Below are 16,841 nucleotides of genomic sequence, written 5' to 3'. Positions count from 1 at the left end.
GCCGGAAATCTCATAAAATCTGCGGGCATTCTGACTGAAAGACACAAGTCTTAACACAGTAATGGCGGTTGCACCGGAATCTCACCGAATTTCCCCCTGATCGGATGCTTTTCAGGACGGCATCCGAGCAGATTTTCACTATGAAATCACAGGGTTTATAGTAATTGTGAATCGGGTAATTGTCAACTCCAAGTACCACTTAATGTACTTTTTTGTCATATTTTATTAGTAAGGTGAGATATGTGTTTTATCCATATCACACATTTCTGCATAATATGTAAGTAGAGAGAAATTACTGAGAATACCTTTGGATTTCATTCTGCTGTCCACAGCATACATTTGGTTTACAAAAGCCGGGTATCCCTATTTTATAGAGATATCCGGCTTTTCTTCTGGCTCTTATTCTGATTACTTTTTAGTTACGGAAGCCAGCTTATTCTGACCTCTTTGAGCTGTCCTGTTGTATCGTCAAACTCAAATGTATAGCCGCTGCTTCCCATATAAACCTCAGAATCTACACTGTACTTGACTATCTTGCCATCTACTTCTGCATTCTCACCGCACTTTTCAAGCAACTGATCCTTGGTGATAGTTGTAGGGAATGAGAAGTTCACCTGCTTTGCGCCGTCAAGCATCATCTCACTGATCTCTGCATTCATGCTGGCATCATAATCCGGGTTTGGCACAAAAAGGTGTGAATACCTTACATATGAGAGAACGCAATCCTCTGCCTTCCGCTCACTGTCAGTAAAGTTGCCAAACATAAACTGCATCGTTACGTAGTCATTGATTTCTGCTGTGTATCTGTCAGTTTCGTAATTTTTATTTACATTGTTGCCACTGTTATTGAGAGAATTCTGCTCAAATGGTATTCCACCGTCTATAAGATCCTTCAAGGTGGACTCACCTAAAGTGAATTTCTTTCCATTATATACAAATGACCTATTGTCAAGATCTGCGTAATTCTCGCTGAGTCCCGATGCCAATGTGAAATCCTCATATACAGGCATCGTAAATTCTGTGGATTTCTCACTGTCATCACTGTAATCGGTTTCATCTGCATATGAATCATCAGATTCAGTATCACCTGTATCCTCAGCCTCAGATTCCTCCTCCGTTGCCACTTCTGTTTCGGTTACCTGCTCTGTTGACTCCGTCTCTCTGGTGGATTTGCCATCATTTCCACATCCAACTATAGAAATTCCCATCACCACCGTGATAAGTCCTGCAATCAGCATTTTCTTGTTCCTCATATAATAATCCTCCTTAAAACCTAGTGGCTTTATTATTAAGAATGTCACTATATTTTATCAAGCCGTAATCGGTTGCAACGGGGCAACTATGGGTAGCGAACCGAAATCATAGGTGTTTTCGTCACTTTTTTGTAATCTATAGTGTTTATTTCTCCGTAATGTTCATGAAACTATAATAAGTGTCTCTGTCCATGGCATCCGGATTATCATCAGCAAATCCGCTGACTGTATATATGTTCCCATCCTTCAGATCAGCATATGCATTAAAATAGTATGTGATATTTCTCTTGCCGTCCTTTATATATAAGGTCGAATATGTGTAGTAATAAAATGTCACACCATTTACCTCACACTGACCTTCCTCTGTTACCTTTGATATTCCGGCCCCGGTCTTTCTGTCTGCCATATCAGATGCTGTCATCCAACTATACGGTACGATCGAAGTCACAACCGTGATCTTATCACCGTCTGAATAGTATGTCTTACCTGACAAATCCTCATTCTGAAGGCTGTATTTTTCAGGGATTTCATATGACACGGTAGTATCTCCATTCACGACACTGTCCACTACTCCCGTCTCCATAGCTTCGTCCTCCTGCCAGTATGAGCCTGTCATATCATTTGCCTCATCTGTGGGAACGGCCCCCGCAACAATAGCCACAGCTTCATCGGCAGCCTTCTCATATACCTCAGCTCTCTCCGACCCGCTCAGCGCATCTATATCTATCTCATCAAATCTTATCGAAGTAAAGAAACGCTGCCCTTCCCCGGCATCACATATAAGCTGATAAAAATATGATCTGTCGAACTTCGCACCTCGTTCATTTGCAAGACTCGCTATGTATCTGATATATTCCTTCCCCTGTATCTCGAACTTCTCAGGCTCCAGCTCCATCACATAACCTGCGTCCTCAATATTTTTCTTGCGCTGCTCTCTGTTGTCCCAGAAATCCGCCATCGTCTTATCCTCCACATCGATCTGTATCAGATAATCATCACAGCTTCTTATATTAAGGCAGCCACTCTCATGTATGATTGCCTGTCCTACCGGATTCACAGAGAAGGCATATCCCTTGAACACTATATGCCAAGGCTCTGTCTCATCGTCAGCTATTTTATTTCCATCCTGTTCAGTTTCACTTTTTTCTTCCGTCTTCTGCGCACTGTTCAGATCAATAACGCCCATAAACTCAAGAGCGACAAATGCAGCTCCCGCCAGTATGCATGCTATTACGATCGCGCAGACAATTTTTTTACATTTTTTCATCGGCTGTCTTATCCTCAAGTATGATCTGAAGTGTATCTTCTTTCTTCATCCTTCTTATCTCAAGCCCAATGAGGGTCAGAAGAATAATAAACACCAGCATGACAAATGCTGCGGCAACTATGGTTGATGTCTTGTAATTCAGAAACAGTCCATTACCGTCCGCCCCTGTGTACAACTGTATGTAATCTCCATCTCGTACCCCCGGTACATCAAGCCACACAGTATCCATGATCTTTCGGCCATTGTCATCCAAATATGCCAGATCAGCTTTTGTATACTGCTGATACACCTTCTCCACGCGCACATTTCCGTTCTTATCTGAATGGCTGGTCCACTCGTTCCTCACAAACAGCACCGCCACCACAATTACACAGAAAACGCATATGGCTGCCATCACGCAAAATAATATTTTCAATCTGGCAAGCCTGCCTTTTCCCCTGAGATTCTTCAGATGGACAGCATTATTCGCTGAAGTCCCATCCCCGGACACCTCTTCCGGCGCCTCCGGCTCATCACCCTTTCCATATATAAGTTCTCCAACCTGTACATCCAGAATCTCACATATACACACAAGCCTGTCCAAATCAGGATACGCCTTATCCCTCTCCCACTTGGACACAGCCTGTCTGCTGACTCCCATCTTTTCCGCAAATTCCTCCTGATTCAGCCCGGCTTTCTTCCGGTACTCCTGAATCCTGGATCCTATAAGCAGCATTTGTTTTCCTCCTTATCTCCATCTGTTATACTGTTTTTTTCAAACAATTAATCCATGCTTTTGCCAAAGTTATATGCCCCTCTTTTGTAGGGTGTGATCCGTCTAATGTTTCATAACGTAAATTCTGTGATGCCAGATCTGCAACTTCAATTCCCGCAATTTCTGCAGCAATTTTTATTGCCGCATTGTATTCATATATCGATACACCAGCCCATTTATGTGGAAATTTCCAACTATTATCGCCTTTCATATAACTTTCCATCAATGTCCCACATATAATTCTACTTTTCGGATAATTCATCTTTATCTTTTGCAACATATTATAATAGGACGAGAAAAATGAAGGGCTTCCCAACTTATCATTTGTAATATGAACACCGTTTCCAAAATCATTAAACCCTAAATATATTAGAATCATATCAGGTGTGTACTGCTCTGTATGCAAATTTGATGTACGCTGATCACAATTTCCACTAGGGAATTTTTCACCTGCAACCTTACTTCCAGAATAAGAATTATTAACACAAATGTAGGCGTTAATGAACTGGTTTACCTTTGCCCACCATGTATCATATACCGATGTCATGTCATTTCTTAAAGAGTTGTACTCATCATAAAACACCTTATATCCAATCGGATTATATCCTGAATATGTACTTATAGAATCACCCAAAATAGATACAAATTTTACTTTATTTTTCATTGAAGTCCCCTCTACTTTCCTCTCTTCTTCAAAGTTTCTCGACGTTCTAGTCTATTCTTAACCTAATCGGCCCTAATCGTAACATTTCTACTCAATGGGCCAATCGATAACGCTTTTAACACAATATCCTGACACACTTTCGCTGACGCCTTATCTCCCTGATAACCATTTTCATTTGCTTCTTCAATAAGCTTCTGTATATTTATCATCATAAAACCTCCAATCTAAGTGTCTCCATTACCATGTTTGACTTTGGTAATTCATACGCATATTCTGCAACTAAAGTCATATCCAGTTCATGAACAATCTTTCTATAACTTGCAATTAATTCTTTGTACAAATCAAAAGAAAATTTTCTTTTATTCCGTATCAGTTCCACAAGAAGACGCTCTTTATCATAAATTACAATATCCACACCATCATAATTCATTGTAGTTTTGCCCATATCAAATGCTTCGCTGTTTTCATAAAAATGCTTCACTCTTTCATCGCTGATTTTTCTTGTATTTTTCGGTGTCGCAACATAATAAAAATTTGGTATGGTATCCGTCAATCCATAGTAATAAAAGGCACTATTCAGAGTTATAATTGCATTGGGATATTTCTTAGAAATAATCTCCAGCTCCGGCACATATCTCTTATCAGAATAGATGCCTTTTTCTTTTACATACAGTTCCCCTTCTTGAACACATTTTTTAATTTTATAATCCGTTCCATATTTTTCCAAACACTCCTGATATGACAGCAACATTTTCCTTCATATGTTTTTCTGATTTAGCACCGTTTATCTATTTTGTTCCATGCTCCACAATCATCTCAACATTCTCAAATACATCGACAAACACCTGCTTTGCTCTTTCTAAAAGCTTACGGCATATCTCTGGTTCCTCAAACAAAAAACTAACACGCAGTTCTACGCTTTTAACATTTGGGTACTTTTCTTTATATTGTCCTGAATCTATGTACCAGATATAGGTATTGAGTTTATCTTGCAACAGCAATAAATGTCGATTCATATCTGACCAGTCCATTCCGTCTGTAAGAAGAAGTAACAAGCTGGAGGTGTCTTGTTCATATGCCAAGCCATCAATGGTATCTGTTTTTTCAATATTAAACTTATCATCGTTATTCTCTAACTCCATATCATCACCTATTTCCTTTATTGTATCCTCCGTATGCATTGATGTCGCATTTTTCGAATACACTTTTGATTTCCTGCTCATTTCCAGCCTCTACCAATTGCTCAAAATCCTTCGGCAGCGTCTTTCTCTTTGCTATAGTACCATTCTCCTTTCCGAATTCAGAACTATATCAAAATAGCTTTCATCATTTTTACTTAAATATAGATTCAATTCCTTTTAAATCATCTATTTTTATAATAGGAATAACAGCTTTATCGTAATTATCAAATCCATTGAACAAACTTATTAGTTCGTAACCTATCAACCTCAATTCACGAGCAATCACATTGCTTTGTAAAATATCATAATTGATTTCTTCATGAATCTCCTTCCCATTTAAACAGTAGTTTTGTAATTCTTCCTGATACATCCGATCCAATAAAGTCAAATCTAACTGTTTCTCACATCCAATATCGGATAATATACGATTAATCCCCTTCGTAAACTGCTCCATAGACACCTCACCATCCAAATGAAACAGGAACCCCCGATCAATTAATGCATCAACCCATGCATCATAGAACTCATTAAATGCATCTTCTGTATTATTTTCCATTAATAATCGATACTCAGGCAGAACTGTGATGTCATATCTTGAATTAGTGATAATCTCATTAAAAAACTTATACAAATTTATGTCAGTTGTCTCTTCTTCATAAACAATGTCATAGCCATCATAATCACAGGCAATATCAAATAAATCTTTCTTTTTTTTCGTACCATGTAATAACTTTAAAAAGCTCATGATCCATCCTCCGCTTAAACTAATATCTCTGCCTAACTGCTTCCTCGTATCTTTCAATGGGGCCCATTTGGTTCATTCCCGTCAAGTAGCGGCTTGTGCTCTAACTCTGTAGTCATCTTATTGCCTCCAAAACCACAAAAAAGTATATCTTTTCTAAATCACATTGTAATTATATCATTCAATTTTTTCAATTCTTCTTCATAGGCACAATCTGTCCAACAGGAACTAATATTTTTTCTTTTACATATTTCTGCCTTTGCATCTCCAAATGCGCTTCTCGTTTTTTCAAGATTTTTCTCTCGTACATTCTGCCCCGCTGCGTTCCTTCTCCAACCACAAAAATATACCTTAGCTTCTTCTTCAATTTTTCTTTTTTTAGAAGCAATTTTTAATGTCTCTTTATAATCTGGGCGCATCATAAATTCTTTAGGAATTCTTTTATTTAACGCTTCAAAAAAGTCTAGCGGAACAAATTTATGCGTTGGATCATATTTTATTTCAAGATAATCTACCAATTTTTTATAATCATCAATAAAACATTTGGCCTTATACCCTTTCTCTATTTCCAATTCAAATACCACCGAATATAATCCTAAAGTTGTCAAATACAAGCGGTATGGAATTATATCCGTCAAGAAAATACAACTAAAAATTTTTCCATTAAACCCAAATGGAAATGTTGCTCTCTCTTCTCCCTTTTTCATCATGTCTTTATGCAGGGTTCTTAATCCAGTAAATTCAAACATTTTCATCCAATCACCTTCGTTCTTATACCAATATCAATTTCATTATATCACTTTGGCGAAAAGTATCCTTTCGCCAAAATGTATATCTCCTGTTCCCCCAAGCCTATCCCCTGGGGTAAACCTCCACTTATATCATCACTCTACGGAAACAGAAACGCACATCTATTTTATTCCCCAAATGGCAAAATCCTTTGATTTATTGAGCTTTTCTCGACAGAAGGCAGACTGTTTCGACTATTGTTTCATTTTCCAAGGGCAATTCTTTCACTTCTGTTCCATTCACCGGGACAGGGAAGTTGAAGATAATCTTCCTAATCCAGTTGCCATCCGGCTGCTTTTCCGGGAATAACTCAATCCGCTCAATAAACGCCCGCATGAACTCCTTCCGCTCCACTTCGGAGGCTGCTTCATAGACCTGATCGAATGCCAGCAACAGGCGGTAGATATTATCACCCGAAATCTTCTCCTGCCGGATACTCCGTATCTGGCTTTGCACATCGTCAATCTGGACTTCAATCTCATCTATTGCGCCATATTGCTCGTCATATCGGCGCTGCAAATCAGAAATTTTCCGGTCATAATACGGGTCATTCACATCTAAACCGTCCATCTGCCGTTCCAGGCGGGCTTTTGTGCCTAACGTCTGCCGAAGCTGCGCTTGCAATGCTTCCAGCTGCTTCTCCAAATCGTTCGTATCGACAGCGGAGCCAATTTTCGCCTTGATTGCATTCGCAAACCGTGGGTCGCTGACCATAGCGGAGATAATTGACGCTACCATGCGGTTCATCTCTGTCTGTTCAATGTTCAGCCGGAAAGTGCACTCATGACCAGTCGGTGTAACGGTATTCTTGCAGTAATAGTAATAGCGGGTCTTTTTGTCCTTACTGTGGGCTTTCGCAATATTCCCGTACAGGCTTTTGCCGCAGCAGGGGCATTTCAGAATACCGGACAAGATATGTGCGTGGGTAGGGTCATTGACTTTCTCACGCCGGTAAGCATTGATTTTCCGTTTTTCCTGCGCGAGGTTCCAATCTTCTTCTGAAATGATAGCCTCATGCTTCCCCTCGTACACAGGGAACTCCGATTGCTCAACCACGTGCATCTCATTCCGTGTGCCGATCTTCTTCTCTGTCCGGCGTCTGCCATAGGCAATTTTCCCCATATATACCGGATTATCAATGATACTTTTCACAAAGCTGGCAGAAAAACCAGGAATGGTGCCGTTCTGCCGCAACTTCTTCACAAAGCCCTGCCGGTTCAGATATTTCGCCACGCCGCTGACACCATCGTTGGTGTGAATATAACGGTCAAAGATAGTACGGATCACATCCACTTCATCCTCGGCAATCAGTAATTCGCCTTTTTCAAGGCGGTATCCATAAGGAGCAAAGCCGCCATTCCATTTTCCCTCACGGGCTTTCTGCTCTCGTCCAGCCATCGTCTGTGTCCGGATATTCTCACGCTCAATCTCTGCCACCGCAGAAAGGACAGAAATCATCAGCTTGCCGGAATCTTTGGAACTGTCAATGCCGTCTTCCACACAAATCAGATTGACGCCGAAATCCTGCATCAGCTGCAAGGAATTCAGCACATCAGCGGCATTCCTGCCGAACCGGGACAGCTTGAATACCAGCACATATTCCACGCCGTCTTTGCAGTCCTGAATGTCTTGCAGCATCCGCTGAAATTCATGTCTGCCCTGAATATTCTTGCCGGAAAAGCCTTCGTCAGAATATTCACCGGCCACTACCATATCTTCGTATTCAGCGTATTTCCGCAGCTTGTCTCGCTGAGCATCCAGACTATATCCGTCCACCTGCATGGATGTAGATACCCGTGTGTAGAGATAACATTTTGTTTTAGTTTTCTTCATGCAGGCCGCTCCTTTCTTCCAGCTCTGAACATTCATCCGTTACTTTCTTCTTCGCCAGACCTTCATTCTGAATGTAATACTCCAACAAACGGAGTACATATTCCGGCGCATGGCGGTTATCCAGTTCCCACTCTGTCACAGTCCGATAGGGAATCCGAAAATATTTACAAAATTCCTTGCGGTTCATGCCGGTGCTTTCCCGCAGTTCTTTTATTTTGGTTTTGCAGTCCATTTCATTTACCCCATAAAGCAAAATACACGTTGCGTATTTATTATAGCATACGCTAAACAAATACGCAACGTGTAAATTTAATTTATATCAAGCGGCTTTGTCAAATTCCTGATACACAGGAACGGGTTGCTTTCCTGATACCGCAGACTGTGTACAGCCATCCTTCGCAGTCTCCTGCATCTGCTCCAACAGCTGCGGCCCGTACTTCTGCAACAGCCGCGCCATCACATCAACACAGCGGTCAAATGCCGCATTATATTTTGGATCATCATAAACTTTGCTCAATAGGCCGCTCCTTTCCTCTATGGCTGCTCTGCGCATAGATGTTCAAAACTTCTGCCGGTATCTGTTCCAAAATCGCCACGGCACTGTCATAGTCGCGCCGCAGCTTGAGGTCTTCGATCTGCTTTAGGGTGCTGACCTTCTGCGCCGATGCAAGAGATTCTTCCAGCTCGGCATTTTTCGTTTTCAGCTTTTTGTTTTCGGATGCTGTTTTCGTAAAAGCCACGCCATATTTCCGCAGCAGCGTGTCCATCTTCTCCACGCTGGGAATATAGCTATCCAGAATCTTGCAGATTTCCTCCGCCCGGCTTTTGGCGTTAAAGGGATTGATTCCAGTGAGCAGATCCTCCAGTTTGCTTTTCTGTTTGGTCAGTCTGGTCATCTCCTTAAATACGCGGGGCGGGATATGGTCGCGCCCGGTCAGGCTGGCGCTCTCGCCACGCTCCAAATCTGGAAACTTCTTGACCATGTGTTTCCAAAACTCATCCTGCCACCAGGTCAGCTTCTTTTTATTGCCCATGATGTCTTTGGCGCTGAGCCTGCCATCCTCCGTCAAAGGGACAAAACAAAGGTGCATATGGGGCGTTTTCTCGTCCATATGCACCACGGCGGATATAATTGTCTCTTTGGACTGATGCTGTTCCAGAAAGTGCAGAGCTTCCTCGAAAAATACCCGAATTTCCGCCCGTTTCTTTCCCTTAAAGAACTCCGGGCTGGCTGTGAACAGCGTCTCGATCATACGGATACTGTCTTTCCGGGTACGGCATCCGGCAGCGGCAATTTGCCTCTCTGACTTGGCCCGGTACTTGCCGGGCGGTTTGACCAGATGGAAGTTGTACTTGCTTCGGCTGGTATCCACATCGGGATTACTGGCGTACTTTTCCTTTGTGCGCTCGTTATGGGCCTCGATATTGCCGATTTCAGGCCCCTTATATTTGGCAAATCGCATAATCGCGTATTGTGCTTTTTCCATACTCAATCCCTCCGTTTCTGCCAGACAATGTCATATCCCAGCACGTCAGCCAACTCCACGGCCTCCCGATACCGCAGCGATTCCCGCTGCAATTTTCCGGAAAGATTGGATACGCTGTCGCTCCACCCATACTCATCGTGCAGCTGGTCAACGACTTCCTGCATGGTGTAACCGGCGCGGATGATCTGCGCCTTGATTTCGTTTCGGATACTTGACTTCATAAAATATATTCCTCCATTTTCGCAAGTGAAGCCCTTTGTCACTTGATAGATAAAACATGATTTTCGGTTGCGTCATAAAAAGAACCGGCTACGCTGGGGAGCGCACCGGCTTTGGTCAATGGTGAAATTTGTGCAAATGCTGTTTTGCGATAGAAATGATTCCCTGCGTATCGTTGGTCAACGGCGGAATATTCGACTTTACAGAAATGCGGGACTTTTCACTGTTCGGGCTGTATTGTCACAAAATGCTGCAATCTGTACGTCGTTCCGTGAGCCGCCATCCGGCGAACTGTATACGGATAAAAGAGAAACATTTCGCTGTTTTGAGATTGCTCTAAAATATGCCTGCAAAATCACCGCTTTTACTGACCGCTTCAGGTGTGGTCAAAATGACCACACCTATTTCACAGCACAAAAGCGCGAAGAATTTCACGGTTCTGGTGTTGGACAAAATATCCATAACCACTTTTACACATCAAAATAGGTGTACCCAAAATGGGCACGACCACTTTATCCAAATGAAGCGCCTCTACAATATATGAGGTAACAGGGTCAATCGCTGCGTACATACGTACCGGCGACCAGATCGGAAATCAATCCCGCCAGTCTTCCGGTACGTACGTACACTGTGAAGCGTCCGTAAACTCGTTTATATGCGGCCTTGCCACTGCCTCGATCCCCATAAAGCCCCATACCCGGCGTCCTGCCGAATTGGTAATCGTGTTGCAGTGTTCCAGATTGTACTTACCGCAGGCTGCCACCAGCGCATCGCTGAAGCTGCGGCGTTTGAGTGCAGTCAGGCTATTTTCCTCGCACCACATCCGGTAAATGTCGTAGCAATCCTTTGAACTGATGGACGCATCCGCTTTCAGCCGGATATAGCCCTCGGATTCCAGAAAATCAAACACGTTATTGTTGTCCCGCTTGACGGCCTCCCGGTTCTCTTTGGTGCGCTGGCTCTCGGTGAACTTGAAGTTGTTCGCTACCAACCGCTGCAATCCCGCAAAAGCCCACAGCAGAATGCCCTCCACCTCGGCCTTCATCTTCTCTGCCAGGTCGGGATCATCCACACGGTCGGCAGGTTTCTCTTTGGCGGTCAGCACCAACTGCCGCCGATAAAAGCCATCACTGCGGTCAAAGAGAGCCTGCAAGTCGCCATTGCTGAATGCCAGCAGCCGGGCGCACATCCATCCCTGATAACTCTGCTTGCCCTTGCGCTCCAAGTCCATCTTGCCCTGGGCGGTGACGATAGATTTGACATAGTTGGTCTGACGCAGGGCCTCCATCCGCATATCGTCATCCACACACAGCAGAATGTGTTCCAGATCAGCGCGAGCAAAACGGTTCTCGGAAATTTTGCCGATGCTGCCGTCCTTCATGTTGCTGCCGAACAGGGCGGACAGCACCGCGCCGATCTGGCTCTTACCCTCGCCGCCATTGCCCTTAATGACCATCATGCGCTGTCCCTTGTTGCTGGGGATCAGGCAGTAGCCGATATATTCCTGCAAAGTGGGAATGTCCTCCGGGTAAAGAAGCCCATCCAGAAAAGCCAGCCAGCGGGTCGGCGTGGGCGCATCGGGATTATAGGCCACCGGCAGGCGGCAACGCACGATGTCCGGTTTTCCCTCCGTAAAGGAGCCATCCAGAAACAACGTGCCGTTTGCCAGATGAATGCGGTCAGCCTCCGGCGGGAAATCCTCTACCAGCGCCGCCAGCTTCATCAGCTCCACGATATTGCTGATTTTGCGGGGGATATTGCTGACCGCGCAGCATTTCAGTTCCTCAAAAATTTCTCCACGCAGTGGCAGCTCATCGGTCACGCGGCCATCAGGCGTGAAAAAAGCCCCGTTTGTGTAGATGATTTTGTGTCTGCCGAGAAAATCATCACAAAACAGGGCTTCATTGATACTCTTGCCGTCAAACCAGATGGGCTGGTTGGCCTCACGCGATTGCTCGTTCTTCGCCATGGTGCTGCACCTCCTTTTCCAGACGTCTGAGCCGCTGCTCCAGCGCGGTGATAGTGCCGTCCTTCAGCAGCATATCCACCGCTTTCACACGCTGCTTCAGTTCCGCAAACATGAGAACGTCCAACAAATCATTTACATACTCGATCATATGACAGGCTTCCACAAAGCGGTCATCCAGTTCATCCTCCGGCGATTGCGGGGCATATTCGACCTTCCAGCGTTCCAGCAGATGCAGATAATCGCAGAGCACCCGCTGGCAGTGTATCTCATCGTTGCGGAAAGCCTGCGCCAGCGGATAGGGCTTTTTCAAAGCCATCGCTGCCGGGGGCTTGTCCGGGTCGATGCCAAAGTCATAGGCCAGCTTCTTTGCGGCCTCGTAGCTGCTCAGGCCGAACAGCCGCGCCACAAAATCGATCACATCCCCGGTAGCCCCGCAGCCAAAGCAATAGAAATAATCCCTGTTCAGCTTCATGCTGGGATGCCGGTCATCGTGGAAGGGGCAGCAGATCATATCGCCCCGGTTGACCTTACAGCCGTAGTATTCGGCGGCCTGCTTCACGGTGACAGCGGATTTTACAGTTTCAAATAAATTCATAGGCTTTGTCCTCCATTATTTATTGACGGTATCTGCCCGTCTGCCTGAATATACGGGGAAAAAGCCTATAAACCGAAAAATCCGCTAAAAGTGCAAGAAATGAAAAAACGCCGCCCTGAAATCTTGCAAAAATGCAAGACCTCAGAGCGGCGAAGCCAGCGGAAAGCATTTGCCCGCGCTGGTTTTATCAGGTATAATGGATAAAGAGAGTTTTCAGAAGAGAGGTGCGTCACATGGAGGGAGCCTATCTGCCCGGCAATATCCGGCAGCGGATGCAGGAGCTTATGAAGGAACATAAAATTACCCAGGCACAGCTGGCGACCCGCATCGGCAGCACCGAGAGCGCCATCAGCCGGTTTGTCAGCGGTAAGACTGATAAGATCAGCACAGAACATTTGCTCCGCATTGCGAAAGTGTTTGAAGTCTCCACAGATTTCCTGCTGGGGGAAGTCAACACGCCCGACCGGACAAATTTTGATATTGAAGAACTGGGCCTGTCGGTGCAGGCGGCGCGGAATCTGTACACCGGAAAAGCCAATGCAGAGATCGTCAACCGCCTTTTGGAAAGCCCTCGCTTTGCAGAAGTCACCTATATGATTGAGCAATATTTTGACGATACGCTGGCCGCCGGTTTCGCCGGACAGAACCAGATGCTTACTACTCTCAGCGCCATGCTGCGCCGAAACAATAAAACAGACGCTGCGGTGCAGGCGGCCAGAACTGTCAACCGGCAGAAAGTTCCCGTATATCAGGCAGACCTGACGATGATACAGAACACATTTATGGCGGCGCTGCGGGAAGTGAAGAAAGAGATCGGCAACGATTTCACAGCAGCGCAGTCCTTGACCAAGGGCATCACTCAGCAGATGTTTACCGAACTCACCAAAGGGGCGGATGTTCATACTCCGACCATCACGCCCGAAATGATTTCCGCCGCCGTCACCCAGAGCGCAGCGGGGATGGACGGTGTGCAAAAGGAAGCATTAGACAAGTTCGGTCAGGCGCTGACGGAATTTCTCCAATCCACCTTAGACCACGCGCAGGAGAAGCAAAATGCCGACCCGGAGCAATGAGCAGCTGTGCAGACTGGCACAGAAAGGGGATACGGCTGCCCGTGACATTCTGCTGGAAAAGAATCTGGGATTCATCCGAAAAATTGCGCTGGAGCAATACCGAAACATGGGGCTGGATGAAAATGATATTGGAATTGATTTGGATGATTTGATGCAGGAGGGAAGTATCGGCCTGCTGAACGCGATCCCTTTGTTTGATGCCGGACGGGGCATGAAATTTCTGACCTATGCAGCACCGGCGCTCCGCAACGCCATGACGGACTGCATCCGCGCCGCCCTCGGTTTATTTGAGCAACGGATGGCGGATAAGAAAGACGGCCCCGGCTTCCAGAGAGTATATCTGGATGACGTTCTCTCAGAGGATGAACGGATGCTGCGGATCGAAGCCATAGCCGACCCTCACACCCAAACGCCGGAGCAAATCTATATCCAAAAAGAGCAGCTGATAGAATTGTATGCGGCGCTGGACAAGCTGACAGCCAGAGAGCAGACCTATCTGCTGTACCGCTATGGCTTTACCGATGGAATCGAGCACCCGCTGATCGGCGCGGCGCTCCATTTCCATCTCAGCGAGAGCCGGACAAAGAAGGTGGAGGGCGAGGCGATGGACAGCCTGCGCGGAAAGCTGCCGTGGTGGTTCTGATACGATGGGAAGCAGCGGCTGACGGGGGCTTTGATATACCTTTGTTCCGCAAATGACACGGCTGACAGACAGTGCTTGCCCGCACCGCCTGCCAGCCTTTTTCTGTCGCTTATGCTGCCCCGCAAGGGGCAACCTTTCCCGCCAGAACGCCGCAACTGTGGCCACACTTTTCAGGGTGTGCTACAATTCCGGCTGCCATCTGCTCCACAAAGGTATAACACACTAGACTTTCCTACGGAAAATCGTGTGCCACGAAACCGCCGGTTTCTTTGGATTCTTCCGGTCAAAGGGGAACACTATCCCCTCTGAACACCCCAGACAAAGGAGAACGCTGTTCCCTTTTGGAATCCCCTTGCCAATAGGGATGCTACCGCCCTATTGAATGATTTAGATAAAAAACAAAATAAAGCATAGTTCGCCAGCACACCGCTATTCTGTCATTACCTTACACAGACATCTTGTAACTTTTTCGTTAAGCCTATTGACTCTGATACTTCGGAAGAGATATAATATAGTTGCTACTTAGTGAGCCTAAATAGCAAAGCTAAAGAGAGGCGACGATATGAATAACAAATATGTCCAGCAATTCAAAAAAGGCTCTCTGGAAATGATACTTTTATGCCTAATCGGACGCAAGGAAACTTATGGATATGAAATTATAACTGAATTGAACAATAGTGCGTCTGTTTTGGGATATGCGAAAGAGGGAACCATTTACCCCATTTTGTATCGTTTGCAGGAAGCAGAACTAATCAAATGCCGATTGGCTCCGGCTGCGGCAAATGGCGGCTCAAAAAAGTATTATTCTTTAACGGATAAAGGCAGGAATGTACTTGATGAACTAATCTTATTTTGGTCAAGCTATGAAAACTGCGTAAACGGCTTTATAGAAAGTTATCAACAAGCGAGGGTATCCAAATGAAAGAACAATATATCAAACAGGTTGAAAAGGAACTATCTTTACCACGCAAAATGAAAAAAGAGGTTGTACGTGACTTGAATGAAGTTTTTGCGTCTGCTATGGAGCATGGAGAAACAGAGCAGCAGATTATCCAGCGTTTGGGGACGCCAAAAGAATTTGCAGACAGCACCGCAGAACAGTTTGGCATTGATAACACCAAATCGAAAAAAAGGAACGGTATCATTTCTACTCTTGCTGCGCTTGTTATCGCGGCTGCTGCCTTTTCGGTATATGCTGTTACACAATCAGGAAAAGTACCAGAAGGAGCAATCGGACAAGCCGACGCGACAACAAATATACAGATTGAGGGCGCGTTTGCCTTTGATATTTCGCAAATCCTTTTGGCTATTGGGTTTGCAGCAACAGCTATTGCTCTTTTGTTAATTATCCGAACCATACACAAAAACAGGAGGTAACCAATGAAGAAATATATTTCTGTATTCACAATCATGATTATGATTTTTTTGGCTGCGTGTTCTAATCAAAATACCTCATCTACACCGACAAGCAATGAGAACAATACGCAATCTAATAGTGTTACAAAATTGGACGAGGGTGTTTGGCCTGAGAATGAGTACACAGAGGGGCTTCCTGTTGCGCCTGGTACGGTTGCATGGGCTACACTTGATACAGAACATGAGAATTGTAATATCAACCTTACCGGTATTAGCGAAAACGACTATAACGAGTATATGGAGCTTTTGAACCAAGAAGGCTTTTCCGTAATTGAAAATGTGTCAGAGGAAATCGAGGGAGAAAACTATGTTTCTATCGGGACACTTTTATCAAACGACGAAAAGTGGTTAAGTGTCAGCTACATACCCAATAGTCTAACTATCTACATTTCCTTTGACAATAACTGAAAGAGATCACGGAATAGCAAAGCCAGCCGAGCCAGTCAACGGTCAAGATGAACGGCGCAAGCGCCGCCGTTGACAGCCCCGCCCGCCTTTGCAGATAGGCAATCAAGGGGCGACAGCAAGGAGTGCTGCCGCCCCCAGTATTATCAGAGAGGGAGAATTCTATGAGAAATCGGATTGTAAAAGTGACAGAAGTTGTAGTCAGAAGCGCTTTTTACATCATCTCAAACTATGTATTTGTTAGCATGGGACTATCATTTCATACTCAATGGATTTCAATTCTATTTTTGCTTTCAATGGTATGGTCTACTATTGATTACGGAAAGTCCATAAATGAAATAATCGAAAAAAAGGTAATTGCTGAAATACTATGTATATGTTGCATTGCACTGAGTATAGCGATGGCATATTTTGTGGGATATATTCAAGGAGCATTCGTTTCCCTCTGAAAATACAGGGCCACAACTTTCCGCTTAATATATCAGTATGGAACAAGTTATCAAAAAGTCATGAATGCTCGTAGCTCACCGGCCCGGCCAGCAAAAGCAGTA

General features: G+C 44.8%; 22 protein-coding genes and 1 riboswitch. Of the genes, 6 read left to right on the top strand and 16 right to left on the bottom strand.

Annotated features, from left to right (window positions below; translation table 11 throughout):
* Positions 1-3: 3 nt before the first annotated feature.
* Positions 4-146: riboswitch (cobalamin riboswitch) on the bottom strand.
* A gap of 273 nt (positions 147-419) precedes the next feature.
* The 16 genes from DWW60_RS09155 to DWW60_RS09080 all read right to left on the bottom strand — a co-directional run bounded on the left by DWW60_RS09155 (position 420) and on the right by DWW60_RS09080 (position 12,753).
* Positions 420-1,253: a hypothetical protein gene (locus DWW60_RS09155; RefSeq protein WP_117875135.1), complete on the bottom strand. Its 834-nt coding sequence runs from the start codon at positions 1,251-1,253 to the stop codon at positions 420-422.
* A 145-nt stretch (positions 1,254-1,398) separates the two neighbouring features.
* Positions 1,399-2,520 carry a hypothetical protein gene (locus DWW60_RS09150; protein WP_117875133.1) on the bottom strand — a complete coding sequence of 374 codons (1,122 nt, stop codon included), beginning with the start codon at positions 2,518-2,520 and terminating at the stop codon, positions 1,399-1,401.
* Positions 2,507-3,235, bottom strand: a complete 729-nt coding sequence (locus tag DWW60_RS09145) for a helix-turn-helix domain-containing protein (protein WP_117875131.1) — start codon at positions 3,233-3,235, stop codon at positions 2,507-2,509. Before DWW60_RS09145 ends, DWW60_RS09150 begins: the two co-directional genes overlap by 14 nt.
* Before the next feature lie 25 nt (positions 3,236-3,260).
* A complete protein-coding gene (locus DWW60_RS09140) occupies positions 3,261-3,938 on the bottom strand; it encodes a GDSL-type esterase/lipase family protein (RefSeq protein WP_117875129.1) in 678 nt (225 codons plus the stop codon).
* A gap of 62 nt (positions 3,939-4,000) precedes the next feature.
* Positions 4,001-4,150 (bottom strand): hypothetical protein, encoded by a 150-nt coding sequence (locus DWW60_RS13405; protein ID WP_158547590.1) that lies wholly within the window; start codon positions 4,148-4,150, stop codon positions 4,001-4,003.
* Entirely contained in the window at positions 4,147-4,665 is a 519-nt protein-coding gene (locus DWW60_RS09135; RefSeq protein WP_243002940.1) for a type IV toxin-antitoxin system AbiEi family antitoxin domain-containing protein, read from the bottom strand. The genes DWW60_RS13405 and DWW60_RS09135 overlap by 4 nt, the downstream gene beginning before the upstream one ends.
* A gap of 61 nt (positions 4,666-4,726) precedes the next feature.
* Complete coding sequence (locus DWW60_RS09130; protein WP_117549554.1) at positions 4,727-5,161, bottom strand: DUF6572 domain-containing protein; 435 nt, start codon at positions 5,159-5,161, stop codon at positions 4,727-4,729.
* 109 nt (positions 5,162-5,270) lie between these two features.
* Positions 5,271-5,864 carry a hypothetical protein gene (locus DWW60_RS09120; protein WP_117875125.1) on the bottom strand — a complete coding sequence of 198 codons (594 nt, stop codon included), beginning with the start codon at positions 5,862-5,864 and terminating at the stop codon, positions 5,271-5,273.
* A gap of 158 nt (positions 5,865-6,022) precedes the next feature.
* A complete protein-coding gene (locus tag DWW60_RS09115; protein WP_243002939.1) occupies positions 6,023-6,616 on the bottom strand; it encodes a DUF6037 family protein in 594 nt (197 codons plus the stop codon).
* Positions 6,617-6,806: 190 nt separating this feature from the next.
* Positions 6,807-8,483 (bottom strand): recombinase family protein, encoded by a 1,677-nt coding sequence (locus DWW60_RS09110; protein WP_117875123.1) that lies wholly within the window; start codon positions 8,481-8,483, stop codon positions 6,807-6,809.
* Positions 8,470-8,715 (bottom strand): helix-turn-helix domain-containing protein, encoded by a 246-nt coding sequence (locus DWW60_RS09105; protein ID WP_054324430.1) that lies wholly within the window; start codon positions 8,713-8,715, stop codon positions 8,470-8,472. Before DWW60_RS09105 ends, DWW60_RS09110 begins: the two co-directional genes overlap by 14 nt.
* Positions 8,716-8,802: 87 nt before the next feature.
* Positions 8,803-9,000 carry a hypothetical protein gene (locus DWW60_RS09100; RefSeq protein ID WP_054324429.1) on the bottom strand — a complete coding sequence of 66 codons (198 nt, stop codon included), beginning with the start codon at positions 8,998-9,000 and terminating at the stop codon, positions 8,803-8,805.
* Entirely contained in the window at positions 8,984-9,970 is a 987-nt protein-coding gene (gene mobV, locus DWW60_RS09095) for a MobV family relaxase (protein WP_117875121.1), read from the bottom strand. Before mobV ends, DWW60_RS09100 begins: the two co-directional genes overlap by 17 nt.
* 2 nt (positions 9,971-9,972) lie before the next feature.
* On the bottom strand, positions 9,973-10,191 hold the full coding sequence (locus DWW60_RS09090; RefSeq protein WP_015534241.1) for a hypothetical protein: 219 nt from the start codon (positions 10,189-10,191) through the stop codon (positions 9,973-9,975).
* Between the two features lie 593 nt (positions 10,192-10,784).
* Positions 10,785-12,158 carry a DNA primase family protein gene (locus DWW60_RS09085; protein ID WP_054324427.1) on the bottom strand — a complete coding sequence of 458 codons (1,374 nt, stop codon included), beginning with the start codon at positions 12,156-12,158 and terminating at the stop codon, positions 10,785-10,787.
* A complete protein-coding gene (locus DWW60_RS09080) occupies positions 12,133-12,753 on the bottom strand; it encodes a CHC2 zinc finger domain-containing protein (protein ID WP_054324426.1) in 621 nt (206 codons plus the stop codon). Before DWW60_RS09080 ends, DWW60_RS09085 begins: the two co-directional genes overlap by 26 nt.
* Before the next feature lie 233 nt (positions 12,754-12,986).
* Here DWW60_RS09080 and DWW60_RS09075 point away from each other — a divergent pair, with 233 nt between their 5' ends.
* From DWW60_RS09075 to DWW60_RS09050, 6 genes are all read left to right on the top strand, one after another.
* Positions 12,987-13,826, top strand: a complete 840-nt coding sequence (locus tag DWW60_RS09075; RefSeq protein ID WP_015534243.1) for a helix-turn-helix domain-containing protein — start codon at positions 12,987-12,989, stop codon at positions 13,824-13,826.
* Positions 13,807-14,469 (top strand): sigma-70 family RNA polymerase sigma factor, encoded by a 663-nt coding sequence (locus DWW60_RS09070; protein WP_054324425.1) that lies wholly within the window; start codon positions 13,807-13,809, stop codon positions 14,467-14,469. Before DWW60_RS09075 ends, DWW60_RS09070 begins: the two co-directional genes overlap by 20 nt.
* A gap of 562 nt (positions 14,470-15,031) precedes the next feature.
* Positions 15,032-15,391: a PadR family transcriptional regulator gene (locus DWW60_RS09065; RefSeq protein ID WP_015534245.1), complete on the top strand. Its 360-nt coding sequence runs from the start codon at positions 15,032-15,034 to the stop codon at positions 15,389-15,391.
* Entirely contained in the window at positions 15,388-15,846 is a 459-nt protein-coding gene (locus DWW60_RS09060) for a DUF1700 domain-containing protein (RefSeq protein WP_015537323.1), read from the top strand. Before DWW60_RS09065 ends, DWW60_RS09060 begins: the two co-directional genes overlap by 4 nt.
* Positions 15,847-15,849: 3 nt before the next feature.
* A complete protein-coding gene (locus DWW60_RS09055; protein WP_117875119.1) occupies positions 15,850-16,293 on the top strand; it encodes a hypothetical protein in 444 nt (147 codons plus the stop codon).
* Positions 16,294-16,454: 161 nt separating this feature from the next.
* On the top strand, positions 16,455-16,739 hold the full coding sequence (locus tag DWW60_RS09050) for a hypothetical protein (RefSeq protein WP_015534248.1): 285 nt from the start codon (positions 16,455-16,457) through the stop codon (positions 16,737-16,739).
* Positions 16,740-16,841: the final 102 nt, after the last annotated feature.

Source organism: Coprococcus sp. AF16-22, assembly GCF_003461545.1.
GTDB lineage: Bacteria > Bacillota > Clostridia > Lachnospirales > Lachnospiraceae > Coprococcus > Coprococcus aceti.
Note: the sequence above shows the minus strand (reverse complement) of the source record. Positions and strands in the feature narration are given on the sequence as shown.

Coding starts and splice junctions, on each gene's coding strand:
- DWW60_RS09155 (WP_117875135.1), bottom strand. CDS start 1,253: ATGAGGAACAAGAAAATGCTGATTGCAGGACTTATCACGGTGGTGATG.
- DWW60_RS09150 (WP_117875133.1), bottom strand. CDS start 2,520: ATGAAAAAATGTAAAAAAATTGTCTGCGCGATCGTAATAGCATGCATA.
- DWW60_RS09145 (WP_117875131.1), bottom strand. CDS start 3,235: ATGCTGCTTATAGGATCCAGGATTCAGGAGTACCGGAAGAAAGCCGGG.
- DWW60_RS09140 (WP_117875129.1), bottom strand. CDS start 3,938: ATGAAAAATAAAGTAAAATTTGTATCTATTTTGGGTGATTCTATAAGT.
- DWW60_RS13405 (WP_158547590.1), bottom strand. CDS start 4,150: ATGATGATAAATATACAGAAGCTTATTGAAGAAGCAAATGAAAATGGT.
- DWW60_RS09130 (WP_117549554.1), bottom strand. CDS start 5,161: ATGAGCAGGAAATCAAAAGTGTATTCGAAAAATGCGACATCAATGCAT.
- DWW60_RS09120 (WP_117875125.1), bottom strand. CDS start 5,864: ATGAGCTTTTTAAAGTTATTACATGGTACGAAAAAAAAGAAAGATTTA.
- DWW60_RS09115 (WP_243002939.1), bottom strand. CDS start 6,616: ATGAAAATGTTTGAATTTACTGGATTAAGAACCCTGCATAAAGACATG.
- DWW60_RS09110 (WP_117875123.1), bottom strand. CDS start 8,483: ATGAAGAAAACTAAAACAAAATGTTATCTCTACACACGGGTATCTACA.
- DWW60_RS09105 (WP_054324430.1), bottom strand. CDS start 8,715: ATGGACTGCAAAACCAAAATAAAAGAACTGCGGGAAAGCACCGGCATG.
- mobV (WP_117875121.1), bottom strand. CDS start 9,970: ATGGAAAAAGCACAATACGCGATTATGCGATTTGCCAAATATAAGGGG.
- DWW60_RS09090 (WP_015534241.1), bottom strand. CDS start 10,191: ATGAAGTCAAGTATCCGAAACGAAATCAAGGCGCAGATCATCCGCGCC.
- DWW60_RS09085 (WP_054324427.1), bottom strand. CDS start 12,158: ATGGCGAAGAACGAGCAATCGCGTGAGGCCAACCAGCCCATCTGGTTT.
- DWW60_RS09080 (WP_054324426.1), bottom strand. CDS start 12,753: ATGAATTTATTTGAAACTGTAAAATCCGCTGTCACCGTGAAGCAGGCC.
- DWW60_RS09075 (WP_015534243.1), top strand. CDS start 12,987: ATGGAGGGAGCCTATCTGCCCGGCAATATCCGGCAGCGGATGCAGGAG.
- DWW60_RS09070 (WP_054324425.1), top strand. CDS start 13,807: ATGCCGACCCGGAGCAATGAGCAGCTGTGCAGACTGGCACAGAAAGGG.
- DWW60_RS09065 (WP_015534245.1), top strand. CDS start 15,032: ATGAATAACAAATATGTCCAGCAATTCAAAAAAGGCTCTCTGGAAATG.
- DWW60_RS09060 (WP_015537323.1), top strand. CDS start 15,388: ATGAAAGAACAATATATCAAACAGGTTGAAAAGGAACTATCTTTACCA.
- DWW60_RS09055 (WP_117875119.1), top strand. CDS start 15,850: ATGAAGAAATATATTTCTGTATTCACAATCATGATTATGATTTTTTTG.
- DWW60_RS09050 (WP_015534248.1), top strand. CDS start 16,455: ATGAGAAATCGGATTGTAAAAGTGACAGAAGTTGTAGTCAGAAGCGCT.